Here is a 19,876-nt window from a genome sequence, read left to right as displayed (position 1 = left end):
CCCAGACCGGTGACGGTGGAAGGTGAGACAAGCGGGCGCCGGACCGCGGGCAGTGCGACGGCAGGGGTTTCCGGGGAGCCCACCCGCGGAGGGATCAAGCCTGACCGCCCGGAGCGGGTGGGCTCCCCGGAAACCCCCAAGGACGAGGGGACGTCAGGCGGCGGGCCAGTCCTGGGAGGCCAGACGCGGCGAGACCGCCCCCGGAGGGGCGGCCTCGAGCCAGGAGAGGAATCCGGTGACGGTGGACCGGGCCATGGCGATCTCCACCGGGGCGTGGTCACTCGTACAGCGGAGGATGACCCAGTCGGCGGGCATCGAGAGGCGCTCCTGCCCCTCGGGCAGGCGCCGTCGCTCGACGGCCAGCCCCTCGCGGGAGAGCACCCGGGCGGGCCGGATGGCGAAGCTGAACAGCCGGTACCAGCGGAGTTCGTCGCCGACGAAGCGGCCGAAGCCGGGAGACCAGCCTCGGCCGTCGAGCATCGTGGAGGTCCGGACGCCGAGCCGGATGATGCCACCGCTACGGGTGACGACGGTCCGCCGGGCGAAGAGGATCAGGAGTGCGCCGAGGATGACGGCGACGCCGATTCCGATCCCCTCGACGATCTCCATCGACGCTTCGGCTCAGCGGCTCTGCGCGGCGGAGACCGGGGCGGCGCTCTCGGCCAGGACGGTGACGCCCTCGGCGGTCACCGACAGGAAGCCGCCGGCCACCTCGTAGGAGACCTGCTCGCCGCCGGGAAGCTTGATGCGCACCTGGCCGGGCTCGGCAAGCTGGCCGAGCAGGGGCGCGTGCCCCGCCAGCACACCCAGCTCGCCCTCGGTCGTGCGGGCGACGACCATCTCGGCCTCGCCGGACCAGACCTTCTCCTCGACGGCTACGAGCTCGACGTGAAGCTGCTTTGCCACGCTGTCTCCTTGCTGCGGCGGCGGATTGTCGAAAGTCTAGTCGTGCCGCAGACCCGCCCCCAACGCGGGTGGCGAGACCTGCGCCACGGCTACTTCGCCTTGTTCTGGAAGTCGGGATGCTCCACCAGGAACGCGTCGAGCTGTCCCTTGCGCAGCGCGGCGAAGAAGTCGTCCACGGCGGGCTGGAACTTCTCGCCCCGGTATTCGCCGTTCTGGATGACCGAGCCACCCGGCAACTTGATCATCTGGATCGTCTCCGGGCGGATGTCCTTGAGCGCCAGGCCGAAGTCGACCACGCCGTGGCCCCGGCCGCTGAAGATCAGCGACTGCCCGGCCGCGCGCAGCACCCGGTCCAGCTTGACCGGGTTGGTCACCACGTCGGCGCTGAGCGCCTGACCGGCCATGGCCTTGACGAACTGCTGCTGGTGCCGCTGCCGCCCGTAGTCGCCGTCCGGGACGCCGTTCTTCGGGTAGCGCTGGCGGACGTAGTCGAGCGCCTGCCAGCCGCTGAGGTGCTGGTTGCCCTTCTTGTAGACCGCCTGCGGGCCGACGTAGCCCTCGCCGTTGGGGTTGCCCTTGCGGTGCTTGCCGTCCGGCTCGCGGTGCTCGGAGCGCACCTCGCGCTCGATGTGCATGTCGACGCCGCCCATCGCGTCGACGATCTTCTTGAAGCCGTTGAAGTTGATGATGGCGCCCGCGTCGAAGCGCGTGATGCCGGTGACGTTCTGCACCGTCGTCGCCAGCAGCTCGAATCCGCGGGCCGCGTCCGGGTTGCCGCCGGGCACCCGGCTGCCGTACGACATCGCCGCGTTGAGCCGGTCGGTGCCGCCGTCGAACTCCGCCCGGCTGAACTCGGGGATCTCCACGATGAGGTCACGCGGCATCGAGAAGAGGTAGGCCCGGTCCAGCTCCGCCGGCACGTGCAGCACCATGACCGAGTCGGCCAGCGGCGGCATCTCCGGGTTGCGCGGGTCGATGCCCACCAGCAGGATGTTGAGCGGCCCCTTGATGTCGCTCTTGCGCTCCTTCGCCCCGGCGGCCTGGTCGCCGAAGAGGTCGGCCTTGCCGACGGCGCCCTCGTAACGGGCCATCAGCGCCTCGGCACCGACCAGCACGGCCCCGCTGAGCAGCATCAGGACGGCACCGAACACGGTGCAGACCCGGGCCCAGCGCGGCACCCCCGACCACCTGGACGGCTTGCCGCCGCCCTTGTCGGCCTTACCCACGATCATCTCCGTTCGTCACGCCCACGATCAGGAGACGGGCGCATGCAGCCGATTCGTTGCGGATCGACGCCCACGTGGTGGGTGGGCGGATCGACGGTACCTCGCGTACGGCATGATCGCCGACCACGCGGAACCGGCCAGCGGCGATCATCGGATCCGAAAACGGACGAAAGGCCGCCCCGGCAATGCCGGGGCGGCCTTTCGTCAGGACCGACAGGTCAGCTCTTCATGAGCTCGGCTGCCTTGCGCTCCAGGTCCTCGAGACCGCCGCACATGAAGAAGGCCTGCTCGGGGAAGTGGTCGTACTCGCCCTCGCTGATCTTCCGGAAGGCCTCGATGGTCTCCTCGATCGGGACCGTCGAGCCCGGCACGCCGGTGAACTGCTCCGCCGCGTAGGTGTTCTGCGACAGGAAGCGCTCGATGCGCCGCGCGCGCTGCACGGTGATCTTGTCTTCCTCGGAGAGCTCCTCGATACCGAGGATGGCGATGATGTCCTGCAGGTCCTTGTACTTCTGCAGGATCCGCTTCACCTCGGTCGCCACCGCGAAGTGCTCGGCGCCGACGAACTCCGGGGCGAGGATCCGGGACGAGGACGCCAGCGGGTCCACGGCCGGGTAGATGCCCTTGTCGGAGATCGACCGCTCCAGGTTGGTGGTCGCGTCGAGGTGGGCGAACGTGGTGGCCGGGGCGGGGTCGGTGTAGTCGTCCGCCGGCACGTAGATCGCCTGCATCGAGGTGATGGCCTGGCCCCGGACGGAGGTGATCCGCTCCTGGAGCTCGCCCATCTCGTCGGCCAGGGTCGGCTGGTAGCCCACCGCGCTCGGCATGCGGCCGAGCAGGGTGGAGACCTCGGAGCCGGCCTGGGTGAAGCGGAAGATGTTGTCGATGAAGAGCAGCACCTCCTGCTTCTTGACGTCGCGGAAGTACTCCGCCATGGTCAGCGCCGACAGGGCGACCCGCAGCCGGGTGCCCGGCGGCTCGTCCATCTGGCCGTAGACCAGCGCGGTCTTGTCGATGACGCCGGACTCGGTCATCTCGGCGATGAGGTCGTTGCCCTCGCGGGTGCGCTCACCCACGCCGGCGAAGACCGAGGTACCACCGAAGTTCCGGGCGACACGGGTGATCATCTCCTGGATGAGCACCGTCTTGCCGACGCCGGCACCGCCGAACAGGCCGATCTTGCCGCCCTTGACGTACGGGGCGAGCAGGTCGATGACCTTGATGCCGGTCTCCAGCATCTCGGTCTTCGGCTCCAGGTCCGCGAAGGCCGGAGCCTTGCGGTGGATGCCCCAGTGGTCGTCCGGCTGGAGCGTCTCGCCCTCGGTGAGGTTGAGGCACTCGCCGATCGCGTTGAACACGTGGCCCTTGACCGTGTCGCCCACCGGAACGGTGATCGGCGAGCCGGAGTCGCGCACCTCGGTGCCACGGACCAGGCCGTCGGTCGGCTGCATCGAGATGGCGCGGACCATGTTGTCACCCAGGTGCTGGGCGACCTCCAGGGTCAGCGTCTTCTCGCCGCCGGAGAGCGTCACGTCCACGTGCAGGGCGTTGAACAGGGCCGGCATGGCGTCGCGCGGGAACTCGGCGTCGACGACCGGGCCGATGACCCGGACCACGCGACCCGTGGCCGTCTTGGTCTCTACTGGGGCAGTCATCACACTTCACTTCCCGACGCGGCCAGCGCGTTAGCGCCGCCGACGATCTCGCTGATCTCCTGGGTGATCCCGGCCTGGCGGGCCGAGTTCATCTCACGCGTGTACTTCTCGATCATCTCTTCGGCGTTGTCGGTGGCGCTCTTCATCGCCCGCCGACGGGCCGCCGACTCGCTTGCCGCCGACTCCAGCAACGCCGCGTAGATCCGCGTGTTGATGTACTTCGGCAGCAGCGCGTCGAGCAGCGCCTCCGCGTCCGGCTCGAACTCGTAGGCCGGCAGTGCACCCTCGGACCGGGGCCGGTCCTCCACCTGCATGGGGCCCATGATCCGGGCGACCGGGGTCTGGGTCATCAGGGAGTGGAACTCGGTGTAGACGATGTGGAGCTCGTCGACGCCGAGCACCCCGTCCGCCCCGGCGCCGCCGTCGACGTCGTCCGCACCGGCGGTGAACGCCTTGATCAGCGTCTCGCCCACGGCGCGGGCGTCGGCGAAGGTCGGCTGCTCCGAGAACCCGGTCCAGTTGGCCTCGATCGGCCGGTCACGGAACCGGAAGAACCCGACACCCTTGCGCCCGATGACGTAGAGCACCGGCTCCTTGCCGTCGGCGCGCAGCCGGGCGATCAGCGACTCGGCCATCTTGATGGCGTTGGAGCTGTAACCGCCGGCGAGGCCGCGGTCGGAGGTGACCAGCAGGACGCCCGCCCGCCGCACCCGCTCGCGCGGGGTGAGCAGCGGGTGGTCGATCCGCGCGTTGGACGCCAGCGCCGTGAGCACGCCGGTGACCGCCTGGGCGTACGGCAGGGACGCCGCCACCCGGGCCTGGGCCTTGGCGATGCGGCTCGTCGCCACGAGCTCCATCGCCTTGGTGATCTTCTTCATCCCCTTCGCCGAGCGGATCCGCTGACGAAGAACGCGAACCTGGGCCGCCATGAATCAGCCCTTACCGGTTCTCGGCCGGGCGGTCACCCGTGCCGTCGCGGTAGCGGCTCACCGTCTCGCGGTCCTGCTCGCCCTCGAGCGGCGCGGCCGGCGCGTCGTTGATCCGCCGCTCGTCCTCCTTGCCGAGGAAGACCTGCTTGAACTCGGCGATGGCGGAGTCCAGGGAGTTGATGATGTCGTCGTTCCACTGGTGGTCGGCGATGCTCGCCAGGACGCCCTCGTGCTTGTGCCGGAGGTACTGGAGGAACTCCGACTCGAAGCGACGGATCTCGCCGACCGGGACGTCGTCCAGCTTGCCCTCGGTGCCGGCCCAGACCGAGACGACCTGCTCCTGCACCGGGTACGGCGAGTAGTTCGCCTGCTTGAGCAGCTCGACCAGGCGGGAACCCCGGTCCAGCTGGGCGCGGGAGGTCTTGTCCAGGTCGGAGGCGAAGGCGGCGAACGCCTCCAGCTCGCGGAACTGGGCCAGGTTGAGCCGCAGCGAACCGGCGACCTTCTTCATCGGCTTCACCTGCGCGGCGCCACCGACCCGGGAGACCGAGGTGCCGACGTTGATGGCCGGCCGGACGCCCTGGTTGAACAGGTCGGTCTCGAGGAAGATCTGGCCGTCGGTGATGGAGATGACGTTGGTCGGGATGAAGGCCGAGATGTCGTTGGCCTTCGTCTCGATGATCGGCAGGCCGGTCATCGAGCCGCCGCCCAGCTCGTCGGAGAGCTTCGCGCAGCGCTCCAGCAGGCGGGAGTGCAGGTAGAAGACGTCACCCGGGTACGCCTCGCGGCCCGGCGGGCGACGCAGCAGCAGGGACACGGCGCGGTACGCCTCGGCCTGCTTGCTCAGGTCGTCGAAGACGATGAGGACGTGCTTGCCGCCGTACATCCAGTGCTGCCCGATGGACGAGCCGGTGTAGGGGGCGAGGTACTTGAAGCCGGCCGGGTCGGAGGCCGGGGAGGCGACGATGGTGGTGTATTCCATCGCGCCCGCCTCCTCCAGGACGCCCTTGATCGAGGCGATCGTGGAGGCCTTCTGGCCGATGGCGACGTAGATGCAGCGGACCTGCTTCTTCGGGTCGCCCGAGCGCCAGTTGTCCCGCTGGTTGAGGATGGTGTCCAGCGCGACGGTGGTCTTGCCGGTCTTCCGGTCGCCGATGATCAGCTGACGCTGGCCACGGCCGATCGGGGTCATGGCGTCGACGGCCTTGAGGCCGGTCTGCAGCGGCTCGTCGACGGACTGCCGGGCCATCACGTTCGGGGCCTGGAGCTCCAGCTCGCGGAAGCCCTCGTTGGCGATGTCGCCGAGGCCGTCGATCGGCTGGCCGAGCGCGTTGACCACGCGGCCGAGGAAGGCGTCGCCGACCGGCACGGAGAGCACCCGGCCGGTGCGCTTGACGCGCTGCCCCTCTTCGAGCTTGGCGGAGTCACCGAGAACGACGACACCGATCTCCCGGACGTCGAGGTTCAGCGCCACACCCAGCGTGCCGTCCTCGAACTCCAGGAGCTCGTTGGTCATGGTCGAGGGGAGGCCCTCGACGTGGGCGATGCCGTCGCCGGTGTCGGCGACGGTGCCGACCTCCTCGCGGGAGAGTTCGGACGAGTAGGAGGAGACGTAGCGCTCCAGGGCGCCGCGGATCTCCTCCGTCGAGATGGTCAGCTCGGCCATCCTCTGCTTCCTTAAGTATCAGGGGCCCGGGATACCTAGTACCGACCGGTCCGAATGGCGTCTATTCACAGGCGCTGAGCGGGGGTGCCGCCTCAGCGCTTCGCGAGCGCGTTGCGGCTCTCGTTGAGGCGGCGCAGGACGGTGCCGTCGTACAGGTCGGAACCGACCCGCACGCTCACGCCACCGAGAACCGAGGGGTCCACCGTCTGCTTGACGGAGACCTCCCGACCGTATATCGCGGAGAGACTCGCGCCCAGCCGGCGCTCGTCCTCTTCACTCAACGGGGCCGCGGCGGTCACGTACGCCACCTGCCGGTCCCGCCGGTCGGCGGCCAGCTCGACCAGCCGGGTGAGCGCCCCGGCGAAGTTGCGTCCACCGAACCCGGCGAGCGCGACCCCGACCAGGTAGCCGGTGACCGGCCGGGCCTTGCCGGCGAGCAGCTGGTCGACCAGCGTGGCCCGCCGCTCGGCCGGGACGGTCGGGTCGGAGAGCGCGCTGGACAGCCCCGGCGAGCCGGCGACGACCTGCCCGAAGCGGAACAGCTCGTCCTCGACCTCGCCCAGCTCGCCCGCGGAGTCGGCGCCCGCCAGGAGAGCGTCGACGCCCAGCCGCTCGGCGGCGTCGAGCAGCTCCGAGGGCGCCGACCAGCGGCCGGAGACCAGCGAGGCGATCAGGTCCAGCGCCTCGGCGTCGACCTTGCCGCGCAGCAGCTCGCCGAGCAGCCCGGCACGGTCGGCACCGGTGCGGGCCGGGTCGGAGAGCGCCCGGCGCAGCCGCGGCTCGCGCCGCAGCAGGTTGGCGACGGAGAGGATGGCGTCGGCGGTGGTGGCCACCGCCGACGGCTCCGCACCGCGGACGTACGTGTCGAGGCGCTCGGCCGCGACCTTGTACGACTCCCGGCTGGCGGCCTGCATCAGCGGGCCCCCGCGCTCTCGAGGTTGCTCAGGAACCGGTCGACGGTGCCCTTGCGGCGCGCCTCGTCGGCGAGGGACTCCCCGACGATCTTGCTGGCCAGGTCGACCGCGATCGTGCCGACCTCGGTGCGCAGCTCGCGCACGATGGTGGCGCGCTCGGCGGCGAGCTGCTCCTTGCCCGCGGCGATGATCCGGTCGGACTCCTCCCGCGCCTTGGCGAGGATGTCCTGGCGGATGCCCTCGGCGTCGGCCCGGGCGTCGTCCCGGATCCGGGCCGCCTCGGTACGCACCTCGGCGAGCTGGGCCCGGTACTGCTCGAGCACCTGGTTCGCCTCGGCCTGGGCGGCCTCGGCCCGCTTGAGGCCACCCTCGATCGCGTCGACCCGCGCCTGGTACATCGCCTCCATGCGGGGCATGACGAACTTCAGCAGGACGAAGCAGAGCAGGGCGAAGGCGATGGTCCCGACGACCATCTCCTGCCAGATGGGCAGGATCGGGTTGTGCTCCACACCTTCTGCGGCGATGAACATGTCAGACCTCCGGGTCGGGAGAGAGCTTTCGTCAGCCGCCGACAGCGAAGGCGAGCACCAGGCCGAACAGCGCGAGCGCCTCGACCAGGGCGAAGCCCAGGATCAGCCAGGTGCGGTTGTAGCCGGCGGACTCCGGCTGGCGCGCGCTCGACTGGATGTAGGCCGCGAAGACCAGGGCGACACCGATACCGGGGCCGATGGCGGCGAGGCCGTAGCCGATGGTGTTGACGCTACCGCCGATCTCGGCAAGAACAGTCATTGCGGGTATTCCTCCTGTTCGACGCGTGAGGGCTCACGCGTACGCGGGTCGGTACCAGAAGCTTGGTCGGGCCGGGTGGCCCGCCGAGCCCGATCAGTGCTCGTCGGCGAGCGAACTTCCGATGTAGTTCGCGCTCAGCGTGACGAAGACGTAGGCCTGCAGGACGGCGACCAGCACCTCGAAGAAGGCCATCACGATCGCCATCAGGAAGGAGAAGACCGAGGTCACCTGGATGAACAGGCTGCTCGAGTTGAGCATCACGAAGCCGCCGATGGTGAAGACCAGCAGCAGGAGGTGGCCGGCGAACAGGTTCGCGAAGAGCCGCAGGGCCAGCGTGACGGGCCGGACGATGAACGTCTGCATGAACTCGATCGGGATCAGCAGGATGTGCATGGGCCACGGCACGTTCGGGATGATCAGGCTCATCTTGAGGTACTTGCCGAGGCCGTGCTTGCGGGCGCCGATGTAGAGGTACATCACGTAGGAGATCGCGGCGAGCACGATGGGGAACGCGATGTGCGAGTTCGGCGAGATCTGCAACCCGGGCACGATGGCGAAGAGGTTGGTCAGCACGATGAAGCTGAACAGCACCGTGAAGTAGGGCGCGAAGCGGATGCCCGCGTTGCCCATCTGCTCGCGGGCGATGTTGTCCCGGACCAGGCCGTAGACCGACTCCGCGTACCACTGGGCCTTACCGGGGACCAGCTTGGGCTTCCGGTAGGCGAGCATGAAGAAGACGATCAGCAACGCGACCGCGAGCCAGACCATGATCCCGAACTTGGTGACCCAGGGGCCAGCCACGTCCGGCGGGTAGAAATCTCCGACGCTGGGGGGCCAGGGAAGCCCCTCTGCGGCGACGAGCTGTCCACTCACCGTGTCATCCTCCGCACTCGACAGACCCGCGCGTGCTGGCACTCAAGCACTGAGCCTCTTCATGATCAGGTAAATCGCTCCGGCCGCGCCGAAGATCATGCCGAGGGCGACCCCGACGCCGGTTCGCAGATCGAGAAAACGCTCCGCCAACCACCCGAGGAAGCCCCACACCACGATGCCGGCGAGTAGGTAGCCCAGAACGGCACCTGCCGCGCCTTCCGACGAAGGGTCGTCGGACCTGCGGGGGTGTGGGTCTTCGGCCATGACGTGGCGAACAATATCAGCAGGAGCGCGCGGGAGTGTGCGGCACCCCCCACACTGCGAACAGCGTGCGGGCCATGGCGCGGGCGCGAAAGTCGTTGGTCAGGTTACTCCCGTGCGGCCCGCCGCGGCAGCCCGAAATGCCGGACGCAGATCCGACAGAACGCTCACTCACCGCGTCGCTCGAACGTGGGCAGCGGCGTACGCAGGGCCCAGCCCAGGTGGGCGCCCGTCCAGACCACCACGGCCGCGATGATGGCCACCCCCATGTCCGGCAGGCCGGGCCAGCCGGTGGCCGCCACGGCCGCCATCGCCACCCCGAGCACCACGATCTTCGTGGCGTAGGTGACCAGCCCCACCGACATGATCATCCGGGGGTTGACGGCGTCGGCCCAGGCCACCGAGACGCCGGAGACCAGGTAGCTGACGACGACCAGCGCGATCCCGGCGGCCACGCCGGCCGCGCCGGTGCCGCCGCGCAGCACCGCCGCGGCCGGGACCCCGACCAGCGCGAGCACCGCGCAGGCCAGCAGCGGCAGGCGAAGGTGCGGCAGCCGGGACCGGATGGCGCCCGGCTCGCCCGCGCGCGGCTCGCTCATCGGGGGTACGCCGGGAAGGCGGCGACCAGCTCGGCGGCCTCGCCGGCGAGCGCGGCGAGGGTGTCGGTGCCCCCGGGGGCGGCCGGATCGGTGCGCACGGCGCGGGCGATCAGCGACGCGACCTGGCGCATCTCCGGCTCGCGCATGCCCTGGGTGGTGACGCTCGGGGTGCCCACCCGGATGCCCGAGGCGACCATCGGCTTCTGCGGGTCGTACGGGATCGCGTTCTTGTTCAGGGTGATGCCGGCGGCGTCGCAGCGCGCCTCGGCGTCCGCGCCGGTGACCCCGACCTCGCGCAGGTCGACCAGGGCGAGGTGGGTGTCGGTGCCCCCGGAGACCGGGCGCATCCCCTCGTCGGCCAGCCCGGTGGCGAGCGCCCGCGCGTTCGCCACCACGCGCTCGGCGTAGGCCCGGAACTCGGGCTGGGCGGCCTCGCGCAGCGCGACCGCCTTGGCGGCGACGACGTGCATCAGCGGGCCGCCCTGGGTGAACGGGAAGACCGCCTTGTCGATGCGCTGGGCCAGCGACTCCCGGCACAGGATCATGCCGCCGCGCGGCCCGCGCAGCACCTTGTGCGTGGTGAGGCAGACGACGTCGGCGTGCGGCACCGGCGACGGGACGGCCTGCCCGGCGACCAGCCCGATGAAGTGCGCGGCGTCGACCATCAGGTACGCCCCGACCTCGTCGGCGATCTCGCGGAACCGCGCGAAGTCGATCAACCGCGGGTACGCCGTCGCCCCACAGATGATCATCTTGGGCCGGTGCGCGAGGGCCAGGTCGCGTACCTCGTCGTAGTCGATCAGCTCGGTGTCCCGCCGGACCGTGTAGCCGACCGTGTGGAACCACTTGCCGGAGAAGTTGACCCGGCTGCCGTGGGTGAGGTGGCCGCCGTGCGGCAGGTCCATGGCGAGCACCGTGTCCCCCGGCTGGACCAGCGCCGCGTACGCGGCCAGGTTGGCGCTCGCCCCCGAGTGCGGCTGGAGGTTGGCGTGCTCCGCGCCGAAGAGCTCCTTCGCCCGCGCGATGCCGATCTCCTCGGCCCGGTCGACCTCGGCGCAGCCGCCGTAGTAGCGCCGGCCCGGGTAGCCCTCGGCGTACTTGTTGGTCAGGGTCGAGCCGAGCGCGGCCAGCACCGCCGGCGAGGTGAGGTTTTCGCTGGCGATCAGTTGCAGGCCGCCCCGGAGCCGGTCCAGCTCGCCGAGCACCACCCCGGCGATCTCCGGGTCGGTCGCGCGGAGCTGGTCGAAGTCCGGCCCCCAGAAGGTGCTCGTCTCAGTAGCCACGACGCCAGAGTCTATTGGGCCGCACACTGGAGACCGTGAGATGCCTGGTCACGGGAGCGACGGGTTACATCGGCGGGCGGCTGACGCCCCGGCTGCTGGCCGAGGGGCACACGGTGCGCTGCCTCGCCCGCAAGGCGGGACGGCTGCGGGACGTGCCCTGGGCGGCGCGGACGGAGATCGTCGAGGGCGACCTGCGCGCGCCGGAGACGCTGCCGGCCGCGTTCGAGGGCGTGGACGTCGCCTACTACCTGGTGCACTCGCTCGGCCAGGCCGGCTTCGAGGCCGCCGACCGGGAGGCCGCCACCCGGTTCGCCGAGGCCGCGCGGGCCGCCGGCGTACGCCGGATCGTCTACCTGGGCGGGCCGGAGCCGGCGGCGGACCGGGAGGTCCCGTCGGCGCACCTGCGCTCCCGGGCCGAGGTGGGGCGGATCCTGCTCGACAGCGGGGTGCCGACGGCGGTGCTGCGGGCCGCGGTGATCATCGGGTCCGGGTCGGCCTCGTTCGAGATGCTGCGCTACCTGACCGAGCGGCTGCCGGCCATGGTCACCCCCCGCTGGGTCCGCAACCGGATCCAGCCGATCGCCGTCCGGGACGTGCTGCGCTACCTGGCCGGCTGCGCGCACCTGCCGCCCGAGGTCAACCGCGCCTTCGACATCGGCGGGCCGGACATCCTCACCTTTCAGGACATGATGCAGCGGTACGCGCGGGTGGCCGGGCTGCGCCGGCGGACCATCGTGCCCGTGCGACCGCTGACGCCGTCGCTCTCCTCGCACTGGGTCGGGCTCGTCACGCCGGTGCCGAACGCGATCGCCCGACCGCTGGTGGAGAGCCTGGTCCACGAGGCCGTCGCCCACGAGCACGACATCGCCGCCTACGTGCCCGACCCGCCGGAGGGGCTGACCGGCTTCGACCAGGCGGTCGCGGCGGCCCTGGCGAAGGTCCGCGACGGCGAGGTGGAGACCCGCTGGTCGACCGCGAGCGGCCCCGACGCGCCGGCCGAGCCACTGCCCAGCGACCCGGAGTGGTCCGGCGGGACCGCCTACACCGACGTCCGCGAGCGGGCGGTGCACGCACCGCCGGAGGAGCTGTGGCGGGTCGTCGAGGGCGTCGGCGGGGAGCACGGCTGGTACTCGTTCCCGCTGGCCTGGTCGGTCCGCGGCTGGCTGGACCGGCTGATCGGCGGCGTGGGGCTGCGCCGGGGCCGGCGCGACCCGCACCGCCTCCAGGTCGGCGAGGCGCTGGACTTCTGGCGGGTGGAGGAGATCGTGCCCGGCGAGCTGCTGCGGCTGCGCGCCGAGATGCGGCTGCCGGGCCGGGCCTGGCTGGAGATGCGGGTGGTCCGGGTGGACGGCGAGGGCAGCCGCTACCAGCAGCGGGCGGTGTTCCTGCCGCGCGGGCTGCCCGGGCACGCGTACTGGGGCGCGGTGGCGCCCTTCCACGCGGTGGTCTTCGGCGGGATGGCCCGCAACATCGCCCGCCAGGCCGAGCAGGCGGCCCGCCGGCCCGTGGCCACGTCCCCGCGCCGCTGAGACGCCCGGGGCTCAGTTGCCGGCGCGGGCGCCGGTGAGCCGGAAGGCGGTCTCCTCGCTGGGCGGCACGAAGTCGCGGACCGGCTCGTCGCGCAGCGCGAAGGCGAGCACCTCCCCCACCGCCTCGACCAGCTGCCCCTGCACCCGCTGGCCCACCGCGTCGCGCGGGTCGTCGGGGTTCGCGGCGATCGAGGCGACCGCCAGCTGCGGGGTGAAGGCGACCACGGTCTCCGTCGCGTACCCGTCCGAGCTGCCCGTCTTGCCCGCCACCGGCCGGCCGAGCAGCCGACGCAGCCCCTCCGCGGTGCCGCCGTCGCACTCCCGGTACATCGACTGGTCGCCGACCGCGCAGCGGGCCGCGTCGGCCGCCGCCCGGGCCACGTCCGGGTCCACCGCCTGCCGGCAGTGCGTCCGCGCGGCGGCCACCGGGCGACCGGCGGCGTCGGCGATCGAGACGACCGGCAGCGGCGCGCACCACGAGCCCTCGGCCGCCACGGCGGCGTACGCGCCGGCCAGGTCGAGCGGGGTGGTGGCGGAGACCCCGAGGGTGAACGGCCCCCACTCGCGCGCGCCGTGGCGGGCCAGCCGCGCGTCCTCCTCGGCGCGGAAGACGATGCCGAGCCGCTCGGCCATCTCCACCACCCGGTCCGCGCCGACCCGCTCGGTCAGCCAGGCGAAGTACGTGTTGACCGACTCGCCGAAGGCGGTCCACATGGTGTGCCGGCCGTCCATCAGGTCGCTGGCGTTGCGCGGGCACCAGTACCCGTCGCAGCTCGCCGCCCCGCTCGCCGAGTAGTCGGTCACGATCCGCTCCGGCGCGTCGAACTCCGTGCTCAGCGGCAGCCCGGACTCCAGCGCGGCCAGCATCGTGAAGACCTTGAACGTGGAGCCGGCCTGGTAGCCCTCGATCGCCCCGCCCCCGGCGACCAGCTGGTTGACCGTGTTCGGGTGGTTCTTCTGCCCGGCCGGGTTGGCGGCCACGCCGTAGTTGCGGTTCACCGCCATCGCGAGGACCCGGCCCGTGCCGGGCTGGACCACCGCCGTCGGCGCCGCCCGGCGGTCGTCCACCGAGTAGATCCGGCGCACCTGCTCGGTGGTGGCGCGCTGCACCGCCGGGTCGAGCGAGGAGACGATGGAGAACCCGCCCCGGCGCAGCGTGAGCTGCCGCTCGTCGACCGTCGCGCCGAACGCCGGCTGGGCGTTCCACCAGCGGGTGAACCAGTCGCAGAAGAAGCCCCAGTCGTTGTGCTCCGCCGGCACCGCCGTGCAGTCGTTGGGCGTCTGGCTGGGGCGCAGCGTCAACTGCTCCGCCCTGGCCCGGTCCGCCGCCTCGGCCGGGACCTGCCCGGACTCCACCAGCCGGTCCAGCACGTACGCCCGGCGGGCGACCGCCGCGTCCGCGTCGCCGTTGATCGGGTCGTCGGTGTGCGGGGAGCGGACCAGTCCGGCCAGCAGCGCCGCCTCGGCCAGGGTGAGGTCCGCCGGCGGCTTCGAGAAGTAGCGGCGGCTCGCGGCGGCCACCCCGTACGCGCCCGCGCCGAAGTAGGCGATGTTGAGGTAGCGGGCGAGGATCTCGTCCTTGCTCAGCTCCCGCTCCAGGGCCAGCGCGTACCGCATCTCCTGGATCTTGCGCGCGGTGCTCAGCTCGGTGGCGGCGGCGCGCTGCCGCTCGCTCAGCCGGGGGTCGTTGCTGAGCACGTTGCGGACGTACTGCATGGTCAGCGTGGACGCGCCCTGCCGGGTCTCCCCGGCCCCCCGGTTGACGGTGAAGGCCCGCGCCACGCCGCGCAGGTCGACCCCGCTGTGCTCGTGGAACCGGGTGTCCTCGGCGGCGATGACCGCCTGCCGCATCACCGGTGCCACCTCGGCCAGCGGCACGTCCACCCGGTCCTCCTGGTAGAAGGAGGTGATCAGCGTGGTGCCGTCGTTGGCGTAGAGGTTCGAACGCTGGGGCGTGGGTGGCGTGCGCAGCGTGTTCGGCAGCTCCGAGTACGGCGCGGCGAGCGCCGAGAACCCGATCCCGAAGACCAGCGCGGCCGGGAGGGCCGCCACCGCGAGCGCCAGCCCGGCCAGCGAGCCGGCGAGCAGCACGGTGAACACTTTGTCGAGGCGTGCCCGGGTCATCAGCTCTCCCCGCAGGAGCCGGTCAGGACCCACTCAGAATGACCCGAAAGCCCCTCTGGGCCGCCCCTTTCCCCCAAACCCGCAGGAAACTCACGCGGGCGGGTAACTCGGGCGGGTTACGGCAGGAGCACCGCGGCGAGGGGGTGGACGCTCTCCTCGATCTCGTCGGCGACCCGGCTGAAGCACTGGTCGCCGCGCCCCCACGGATCGTCGAGATCGTCGGTGGGCAGCGAGGTGGTGCCCAGCCGGGCTGCGTGGGCGGCCTCCACCAGGGCCACGCCGCGGGCGTACACCGCGTCGGGGGTCGCCTCGGCCGCCGGCAGGGCGGCGGCGTCCACGCCGGCGAGCAGCCGGCCGAACTCGCCCAGCACGAACGTGCGCGACTCGGCGTCGGGGCGCAGCGCCACCACGTACTCCTGCTGGTCGGCGGTGGCGGTCAGGACGAGGTCGGCGGCGTCGATGTGGTCCGACCGCAGCTTGCGCGCGGCGAAGCCGGCGACGCTGCCGCCCCGGGAGGTCACCTGACGCGACGCCGGCGGGTTCATCTCCTCGCCGGCGTGCCAGCCCCCGGTGCCGGCGCTGTGGCTGTGCAGCAGCTCGTCGGCGCGCTCCGGGTCGACCTCGCGGCGGGCCAGCCGTTCCCGGACGGCGAGGGCCAGCAGCCGCTCAGCCATCGGGGAGCGGCAGATGTTGCCCATGCACACGTGCAGCACGGTGAACGGAGGCACTCAGACCCCCTGGCCGACGAGGATGTCGGGCACCACGTCGCGGAGCTTCTCCAACCCGACGGCGCCCTGGCGGAGGAGCTGCGGCACCTCGCCGGTGAGGTCCACGATCGTGCTCGGCACCGGGTCCGGGCAGGGCCCGGCCTCCAGGTAGGCCCGCACCGAGTAGGAGAGCTGGTCGCGGGCCTCCTCTGCGGTGAGGGCGGCCGGCTGGCCGGTCTTGTTGGCCGAGGCGACCGCCATCGGGCCGGTCTCGCGCAGCACCTCCAGCGCCACCGGGTGCAGCGGCATCCGCACCGCCACCGTCCCCGAGGAGTCGCCGAGGTCCCAGCGCAGGCTGGGCGAGTGCGCCACGATGATGGTCAGCGCCCCGGGCCAGAACGCCTCGACGAGGTCCCGGGCCGCCTGGGGCAGCGAGTAGACCAGGCCGTCGAGGGTGTGCCGGGAGCCGATCAGCACGGGCGGCGGCACCTGACGGCCACCCTTGGCGTCCAGCAGGGCCTTGACCGCGTACGGGGTGAACGCGTCCGCGCCGATCCCGTAGACCGTGTCGGTCGGCAGGACGACCAGCTCGCCGTTCTTGACCGCCTCGATGGCAGCGGCGATGCCGCGGTCCCGGTCGGCGGGCGACCGGCAGTCGTAGAGCATCACGAGGAGTCAGTCTGCCACGTCGCGGCGACGGCGGCGTGCTGGCCGTCCGCCCGACGGGACGCGGTCGCGAAGCGGGGCCGTCCGGTCAGGTCCGGGTGGCCGGCGACCGCCTCGAACCGGCCGTCCGCGGCGAGCAGGTCGGGCACCGCCGTGCCGTGCGTGTCGTCGTGCTCCACGCCGAACACGCCGCCCGGGCGCAGCAGCGCCGCCGCCCGCGCGATCACCGGGCGGATCACCGCCAGGCCGTCCCCACCGCCGAAGACCGCGTTCGCCGGATCGTGCCGGCCCACCTCCGGGGGTACGGCCACCCCCGACGGCACGTACGGCGGGTTGCAGAGCAGCACGTCGACCCGGCCCACCAGGTCGGCGAGCAGGTCGGCGGCGGTGACGTCCGCCGCCACCACCTCGATCGGCCGGTCCCCCGCCTCGACGCGGGCCGCCGCGTTGCGGTGCAGCCAGGGCAGCGCCGCCGCCGACCGTTCCACCGCCACCACCCGGGCCGCCGGCAGCTCCTGGGCCACCGAGAGGGCGATCGCCCCCGAGCCGCTGCACAGGTCCACCACCAGCGCGGCGCCCAGGCGCCGGCCCTGCGCGATCCCCCAGCCGGCGAGCAGCTCCGTCTCGGGCCGGGGCACGAAGACGCCCGGCCCGACGGCCAGTTCCAGGTGCCGGAAGCCGGCGCTGCCCGTGAGATGCTGCAACGGTTCCCGCCCGGCCCGCCGCGCGACCAGCTCGTCGAACCGGTCGAGCTGGTCGGCCGTGAGGTCGTCGGCCAGCGCCAGCCGACCCCGGGGCACCGCCAGCACGTACGCGGCCAACTGCTCCGCCTCGGCGCGGGGCGAGGCGATACCGGCGTCGGCGAGGGCCCGGGACGCCCGGGCCAACGCCACGGAAGGGCGCTGCCGTCTCGTCCCTTCGGACGGGTGTTGCGGCACGGTGGTCACGAGATAATCATGGGGCGTCGCGCTGGACATCACGAGCGGATGCGTCCGGACGCACACCGACAGGAGGTCGCGGTGGGTTGGCTCGACCGGGTCACCGACCAGGTTGACGCCCTGACGCGGGCGCGGGCCCTCCAGGAGTCCAGCCGCTCCGCCGAGGCGTACGCGATCCTCGACCGGGTCGTCGCCACCACCACCGACCCGTACGCGCGGGCCGACGCCCTGGTGCAGCGCCTCTCCGCGGTGATCAACCTCGGGCGGACGGCGGAGTACACCCGGGCCGTCGAGGAGGCCTCCACCGCCGTCCGCGACCTCGCCGAGCCCTACCTGCTCGGGCACCTCAACGCGCTGGCCGCCCTCGCCGCGCACCACCAGGGCGCGCTGGACCGCTGCGTCACCCACCTGGTGAAGGCCGCCCGGGCGTTGGGCGCGGTGGCGGACCCCGACCGGGACACCGCGTGGGGCTGGCACGACCTGGCGATGGCCTACTCGTACCTCAGCTTCCACGGCTACGCCCTCGGCGCCATCGAACGGGCGCGGCAGCTCGGCAGCGCCGCCGAGATCCCGGAGGAGACCTTCGCCGCCCCCGGGATCCGGCTGCGCAACGCCGTCGCCCTGGACCACAACGGCGACAGCGACGGCTGCCTGCGGGTACTGCGCGACGTCGCCGCCGACCTGGACCGGTTCCTGGGCAGCGGACGGGCCGGCAAGCTGCGCCCCAGCAGCCTGGCCGCGTACGGCTACGCCGCCGCCCGGCGGGCGGCCCTCGGCGACCGGTGGGACGTCGCCCCGCAGGCCGGCCCGGCCCGGCTGCTCGGCCACGGCGGCGACAGCGCCCGCGCCCGCGACATGCGCCAGCTCGGCCAGGTCTGCCTGGCCGTCGCCGAGGGACGGCCGATCGAGGCCGTCACCCGGCTGGACACCGTCCAGGTCTCCACGGAGACGCTGGGCGCGGCCGAACCGGCCCGGCTGCGCAGCATCGCCCTGGCCCGCGCCGGCGACCACGCGGGTGCGCACCGGGCCGACCGGCTGGCGTTCCGGCTGGCCGCCCAGCGCAACGACCGGCTCCGCGACGTCTACATCGACGGCATCGCCGCCCGCATCGACCACGAGGAGATGCGCCGCGAGGCGGCCCGCTTCGAGGGCGAGGCGTTGACCGACCCGCTGACCGGGCTGCCCAACCGGCGGCGGCTGGAGCGCTACATCGCCACCCTGGTCGCCCACGGCGACCGGGTGGTCATCGGCGTCTGCGACCTGGACGGCTTCAAGGCCGTCAACACCCGGCACGGGCACCACTCCGGCGACCTGGTTCTCCAGCGCATCGCCGGGGTGATCAACCGGGTGATGCGCCGGGGCGACTTCGTGGCCCGCTACGGCGGGGACGAGTTCGTGGTGGTGCTGCCCGGCGCCGGAATGACCGAGGCGGCCGAGGTGGGCCGCCGTATCGACGCCGCGGTGCGCACCGAGGACTGGGAGTCACTGGTTCCCGGCACGCCGGTCGGGGTCAGCGTCGGCTTCGCCGAGGTGGGCGCCACCGGTCCCGGCCTGCGCGACGCCCTCGGCACCGCGTTCGAGGCCGCCGACCGCGCGATGCTGGCGGCGAAGACCCGCCCCCGTGCCTCCTGACGCCTCGTCGGGCCCCGGGGTCAGCGGCGGGTCAGCTCGGTGTCGCCGGCGAGGCGGGCGGCGCGGTCGGCCTCGGCGAGGGCGTCGAGGACCGCGTCCAGGTCACCGGCGAGCGCCAGGTCCAGGTTGTACGCGGTGTAGCCGATCCGGTGGTCGGTGATCCGGTTCTGCGGGAAGTTGTAGGTGCGGATCCGCTCGGAGCGGTCCACGGTGCGCACCTGCGCCTTGCGGGCGTCCGAGGCGGCCGCGTCGGCCTGCTCCTGGGCCGCCGCCAGCAGCCGGGCGCGCAGGATCCGCATCGCCTGCTCCCGGTTCTGCAACTGGGACTTCTCGTTCTGGCAGGAGACCACGATGCCCGTCGGCACGTGCGTGATCCGTACCGCCGAGTCGGTGGTGTTCACCGACTGGCCGCCGGGCCCCGACGAGCGGAACACGTCGATGCGCAGCTCGTTCGGGTCGATGGTGACGTCGACGTCCTCGGCCTCCGGCAGCACCAGCACCCCGGCGGCGCTCGTGTGGATGCGGCCCTGCGACTCGGTGACGGGTACGCGCTGCACCCGGTGCACGCCGCCCTCCCACTTGAGCCGGGACCAGACGCCGTTGCCGCCCTCGGGCACACCCTTGGTCTTGATCGCCAGCGAGACGTCCTTCACCCCGCCCAGGTCCGAGTCCTGGGCGTCGATCACCTCGGTGAGCCAACCGCGCCGCTCGGCGTAGCGGGTGTACATCCGCAGCAGGTCGCCGGCGAACAGGGCGGACTCCTCGCCGCCCTCGCCCGCCTTGATCTCGACGATCACGTCCTTGGCGTCGTGCGGGTCGCGCGGGATCAGCAGCTCCGCCAGCCGCTGCTCCAGCGCCGGCAGGCTCTCCGCGATCGACTCGGCCTCAGCGGCGAAGGACGCGTCCTCGGCGACCAGCTCCCGGGCGGCGGCGAGGTCGGCGCGGGCCTGCTCCAGCTCCCCGGCCGCCTTGTGCAGCGGGACCAGCTCGGCGTACCGGCGGCCGACCCGGCGGGCGGTGTTCTGGTCGGCGTGGATGGCCGGGTCCGCCAGCCGCTTCTCCAGCTCGGCGTACTCGTCGAGGAGGGCGGCCAGGCGCTCGCTGCTCATGCGGGGGAGGCTCCTTCGACGGGGACGGGGGCAGGACCAGGGGGAATACGGACGGCGCCCGCGTCCGGCA

Annotated in this window: 20 protein-coding genes; 2 read left to right on the top strand and 18 right to left on the bottom strand. The window is 72.5% G+C overall.

What is annotated here, in order from left to right; all coding sequences use genetic code 11:
- Positions 1–153 precede the first annotated feature (153 nt).
- The 13 genes from ABZ573_RS18280 to glyA all read right to left on the bottom strand — a co-directional run bounded on the left by ABZ573_RS18280 (position 154) and on the right by glyA (position 11,101).
- Positions 154–609, bottom strand: coding sequence for a DUF2550 domain-containing protein (locus tag ABZ573_RS18280; RefSeq protein ID WP_151452875.1), 456 nt, complete (start codon positions 607–609; stop codon positions 154–156).
- A gap of 12 nt (positions 610–621) precedes the next feature.
- Positions 622–906: a F0F1 ATP synthase subunit epsilon gene (locus tag ABZ573_RS18275; protein ID WP_358119265.1), complete on the bottom strand. Its 285-nt coding sequence runs from the start codon at positions 904–906 to the stop codon at positions 622–624.
- Positions 907–995: 89 nt separating this feature from the next.
- Complete coding sequence (locus tag ABZ573_RS18270; RefSeq protein ID WP_151452877.1) at positions 996–2,138, bottom strand: LCP family protein; 1,143 nt, start codon at positions 2,136–2,138, stop codon at positions 996–998.
- Between the two features lie 212 nt (positions 2,139–2,350).
- The gene (gene atpD, locus ABZ573_RS18265; protein ID WP_151452878.1) at positions 2,351–3,787 is read right to left on the bottom strand and encodes a F0F1 ATP synthase subunit beta; all 1,437 of its coding nucleotides are present in this window, start codon (positions 3,785–3,787) and stop codon (positions 2,351–2,353) included.
- Positions 3,787–4,716, bottom strand: coding sequence for a F0F1 ATP synthase subunit gamma (locus ABZ573_RS18260; RefSeq protein WP_151452879.1), 930 nt, complete (start codon positions 4,714–4,716; stop codon positions 3,787–3,789). The genes atpD and ABZ573_RS18260 overlap by 1 nt, the downstream gene beginning before the upstream one ends.
- Before the next feature lie 10 nt (positions 4,717–4,726).
- The gene (atpA, locus tag ABZ573_RS18255; protein ID WP_151452880.1) at positions 4,727–6,382 is read right to left on the bottom strand and encodes a F0F1 ATP synthase subunit alpha; all 1,656 of its coding nucleotides are present in this window, start codon (positions 6,380–6,382) and stop codon (positions 4,727–4,729) included.
- 92 nt (positions 6,383–6,474) lie between these two features.
- Entirely contained in the window at positions 6,475–7,296 is an 822-nt protein-coding gene (locus ABZ573_RS18250; protein ID WP_151452881.1) for a F0F1 ATP synthase subunit delta, read from the bottom strand.
- Complete coding sequence (locus ABZ573_RS18245; RefSeq protein ID WP_088998661.1) at positions 7,296–7,826, bottom strand: F0F1 ATP synthase subunit B; 531 nt, start codon at positions 7,824–7,826, stop codon at positions 7,296–7,298. The genes ABZ573_RS18250 and ABZ573_RS18245 overlap by 1 nt, the downstream gene beginning before the upstream one ends.
- Before the next feature lie 31 nt (positions 7,827–7,857).
- A complete protein-coding gene (atpE, locus tag ABZ573_RS18240; protein WP_088998660.1) occupies positions 7,858–8,085 on the bottom strand; it encodes an ATP synthase F0 subunit C in 228 nt (75 codons plus the stop codon).
- Positions 8,086–8,178: 93 nt separating this feature from the next.
- On the bottom strand, positions 8,179–9,000 hold the full coding sequence (gene atpB, locus ABZ573_RS18235) for a F0F1 ATP synthase subunit A (RefSeq protein ID WP_151452882.1): 822 nt from the start codon (positions 8,998–9,000) through the stop codon (positions 8,179–8,181).
- On the bottom strand, positions 9,001–9,222 hold the full coding sequence (locus tag ABZ573_RS18230; protein WP_132231195.1) for a hypothetical protein: 222 nt from the start codon (positions 9,220–9,222) through the stop codon (positions 9,001–9,003).
- A 164-nt stretch (positions 9,223–9,386) separates the two neighbouring features.
- Positions 9,387–9,818 carry a hypothetical protein gene (locus tag ABZ573_RS18225; protein ID WP_151452883.1) on the bottom strand — a complete coding sequence of 144 codons (432 nt, stop codon included), beginning with the start codon at positions 9,816–9,818 and terminating at the stop codon, positions 9,387–9,389.
- On the bottom strand, positions 9,815–11,101 hold the full coding sequence (gene glyA, locus ABZ573_RS18220) for a serine hydroxymethyltransferase (protein WP_358119255.1): 1,287 nt from the start codon (positions 11,099–11,101) through the stop codon (positions 9,815–9,817). Before glyA ends, ABZ573_RS18225 begins: the two co-directional genes overlap by 4 nt.
- A gap of 35 nt (positions 11,102–11,136) precedes the next feature.
- On the opposite strand from glyA, the gene ABZ573_RS18215 reads away from it, so the two are divergent.
- The gene (locus ABZ573_RS18215; RefSeq protein WP_358119249.1) at positions 11,137–12,630 is read left to right on the top strand and encodes an SDR family oxidoreductase; all 1,494 of its coding nucleotides are present in this window, start codon (positions 11,137–11,139) and stop codon (positions 12,628–12,630) included.
- 12 nt (positions 12,631–12,642) lie between these two features.
- Here the strand turns inward: ABZ573_RS18215 and ABZ573_RS18210 are convergent, their stop codons facing one another.
- From ABZ573_RS18210 to prmC, 4 genes are all read right to left on the bottom strand, one after another.
- Positions 12,643–14,754 carry a transglycosylase domain-containing protein gene (locus tag ABZ573_RS18210; protein WP_151452886.1) on the bottom strand — a complete coding sequence of 704 codons (2,112 nt, stop codon included), beginning with the start codon at positions 14,752–14,754 and terminating at the stop codon, positions 12,643–12,645.
- 116 nt (positions 14,755–14,870) lie between these two features.
- Positions 14,871–15,482 carry a phosphotyrosine protein phosphatase gene (locus ABZ573_RS18205; protein WP_151452887.1) on the bottom strand — a complete coding sequence of 204 codons (612 nt, stop codon included), beginning with the start codon at positions 15,480–15,482 and terminating at the stop codon, positions 14,871–14,873.
- Positions 15,483–16,127, bottom strand: a complete 645-nt coding sequence (locus ABZ573_RS18200; RefSeq protein WP_151452912.1) for an L-threonylcarbamoyladenylate synthase — start codon at positions 16,125–16,127, stop codon at positions 15,483–15,485.
- A complete protein-coding gene (gene prmC / locus ABZ573_RS18195) occupies positions 16,127–17,074 on the bottom strand; it encodes a peptide chain release factor N(5)-glutamine methyltransferase (protein WP_358119244.1) in 948 nt (315 codons plus the stop codon). Before prmC ends, ABZ573_RS18200 begins: the two co-directional genes overlap by 1 nt.
- Positions 17,075–17,146: 72 nt before the next feature.
- Between prmC and ABZ573_RS18190 the strand changes: the two genes are divergently transcribed.
- A complete protein-coding gene (locus ABZ573_RS18190) occupies positions 17,147–18,697 on the top strand; it encodes a GGDEF domain-containing protein (protein ID WP_151452888.1) in 1,551 nt (516 codons plus the stop codon).
- A 20-nt stretch (positions 18,698–18,717) separates the two neighbouring features.
- Here ABZ573_RS18190 and prfA read toward each other — a convergent pair whose 3' ends face one another.
- Positions 18,718–19,806: a peptide chain release factor 1 gene (gene prfA, locus ABZ573_RS18185; RefSeq protein WP_151452889.1), complete on the bottom strand. Its 1,089-nt coding sequence runs from the start codon at positions 19,804–19,806 to the stop codon at positions 18,718–18,720.
- Between the last annotated feature and the right edge of the window lie 70 nt (positions 19,807–19,876).

It is taken from the genome of Micromonospora sp. NPDC007220, from assembly GCF_040634035.1.
Classification (GTDB): domain Bacteria; phylum Actinomycetota; class Actinomycetes; order Mycobacteriales; family Micromonosporaceae; genus Micromonospora; species Micromonospora reichwaldensis.
Note: the sequence above shows the minus strand (reverse complement) of the source record. Positions and strands in the feature narration are given on the sequence as shown.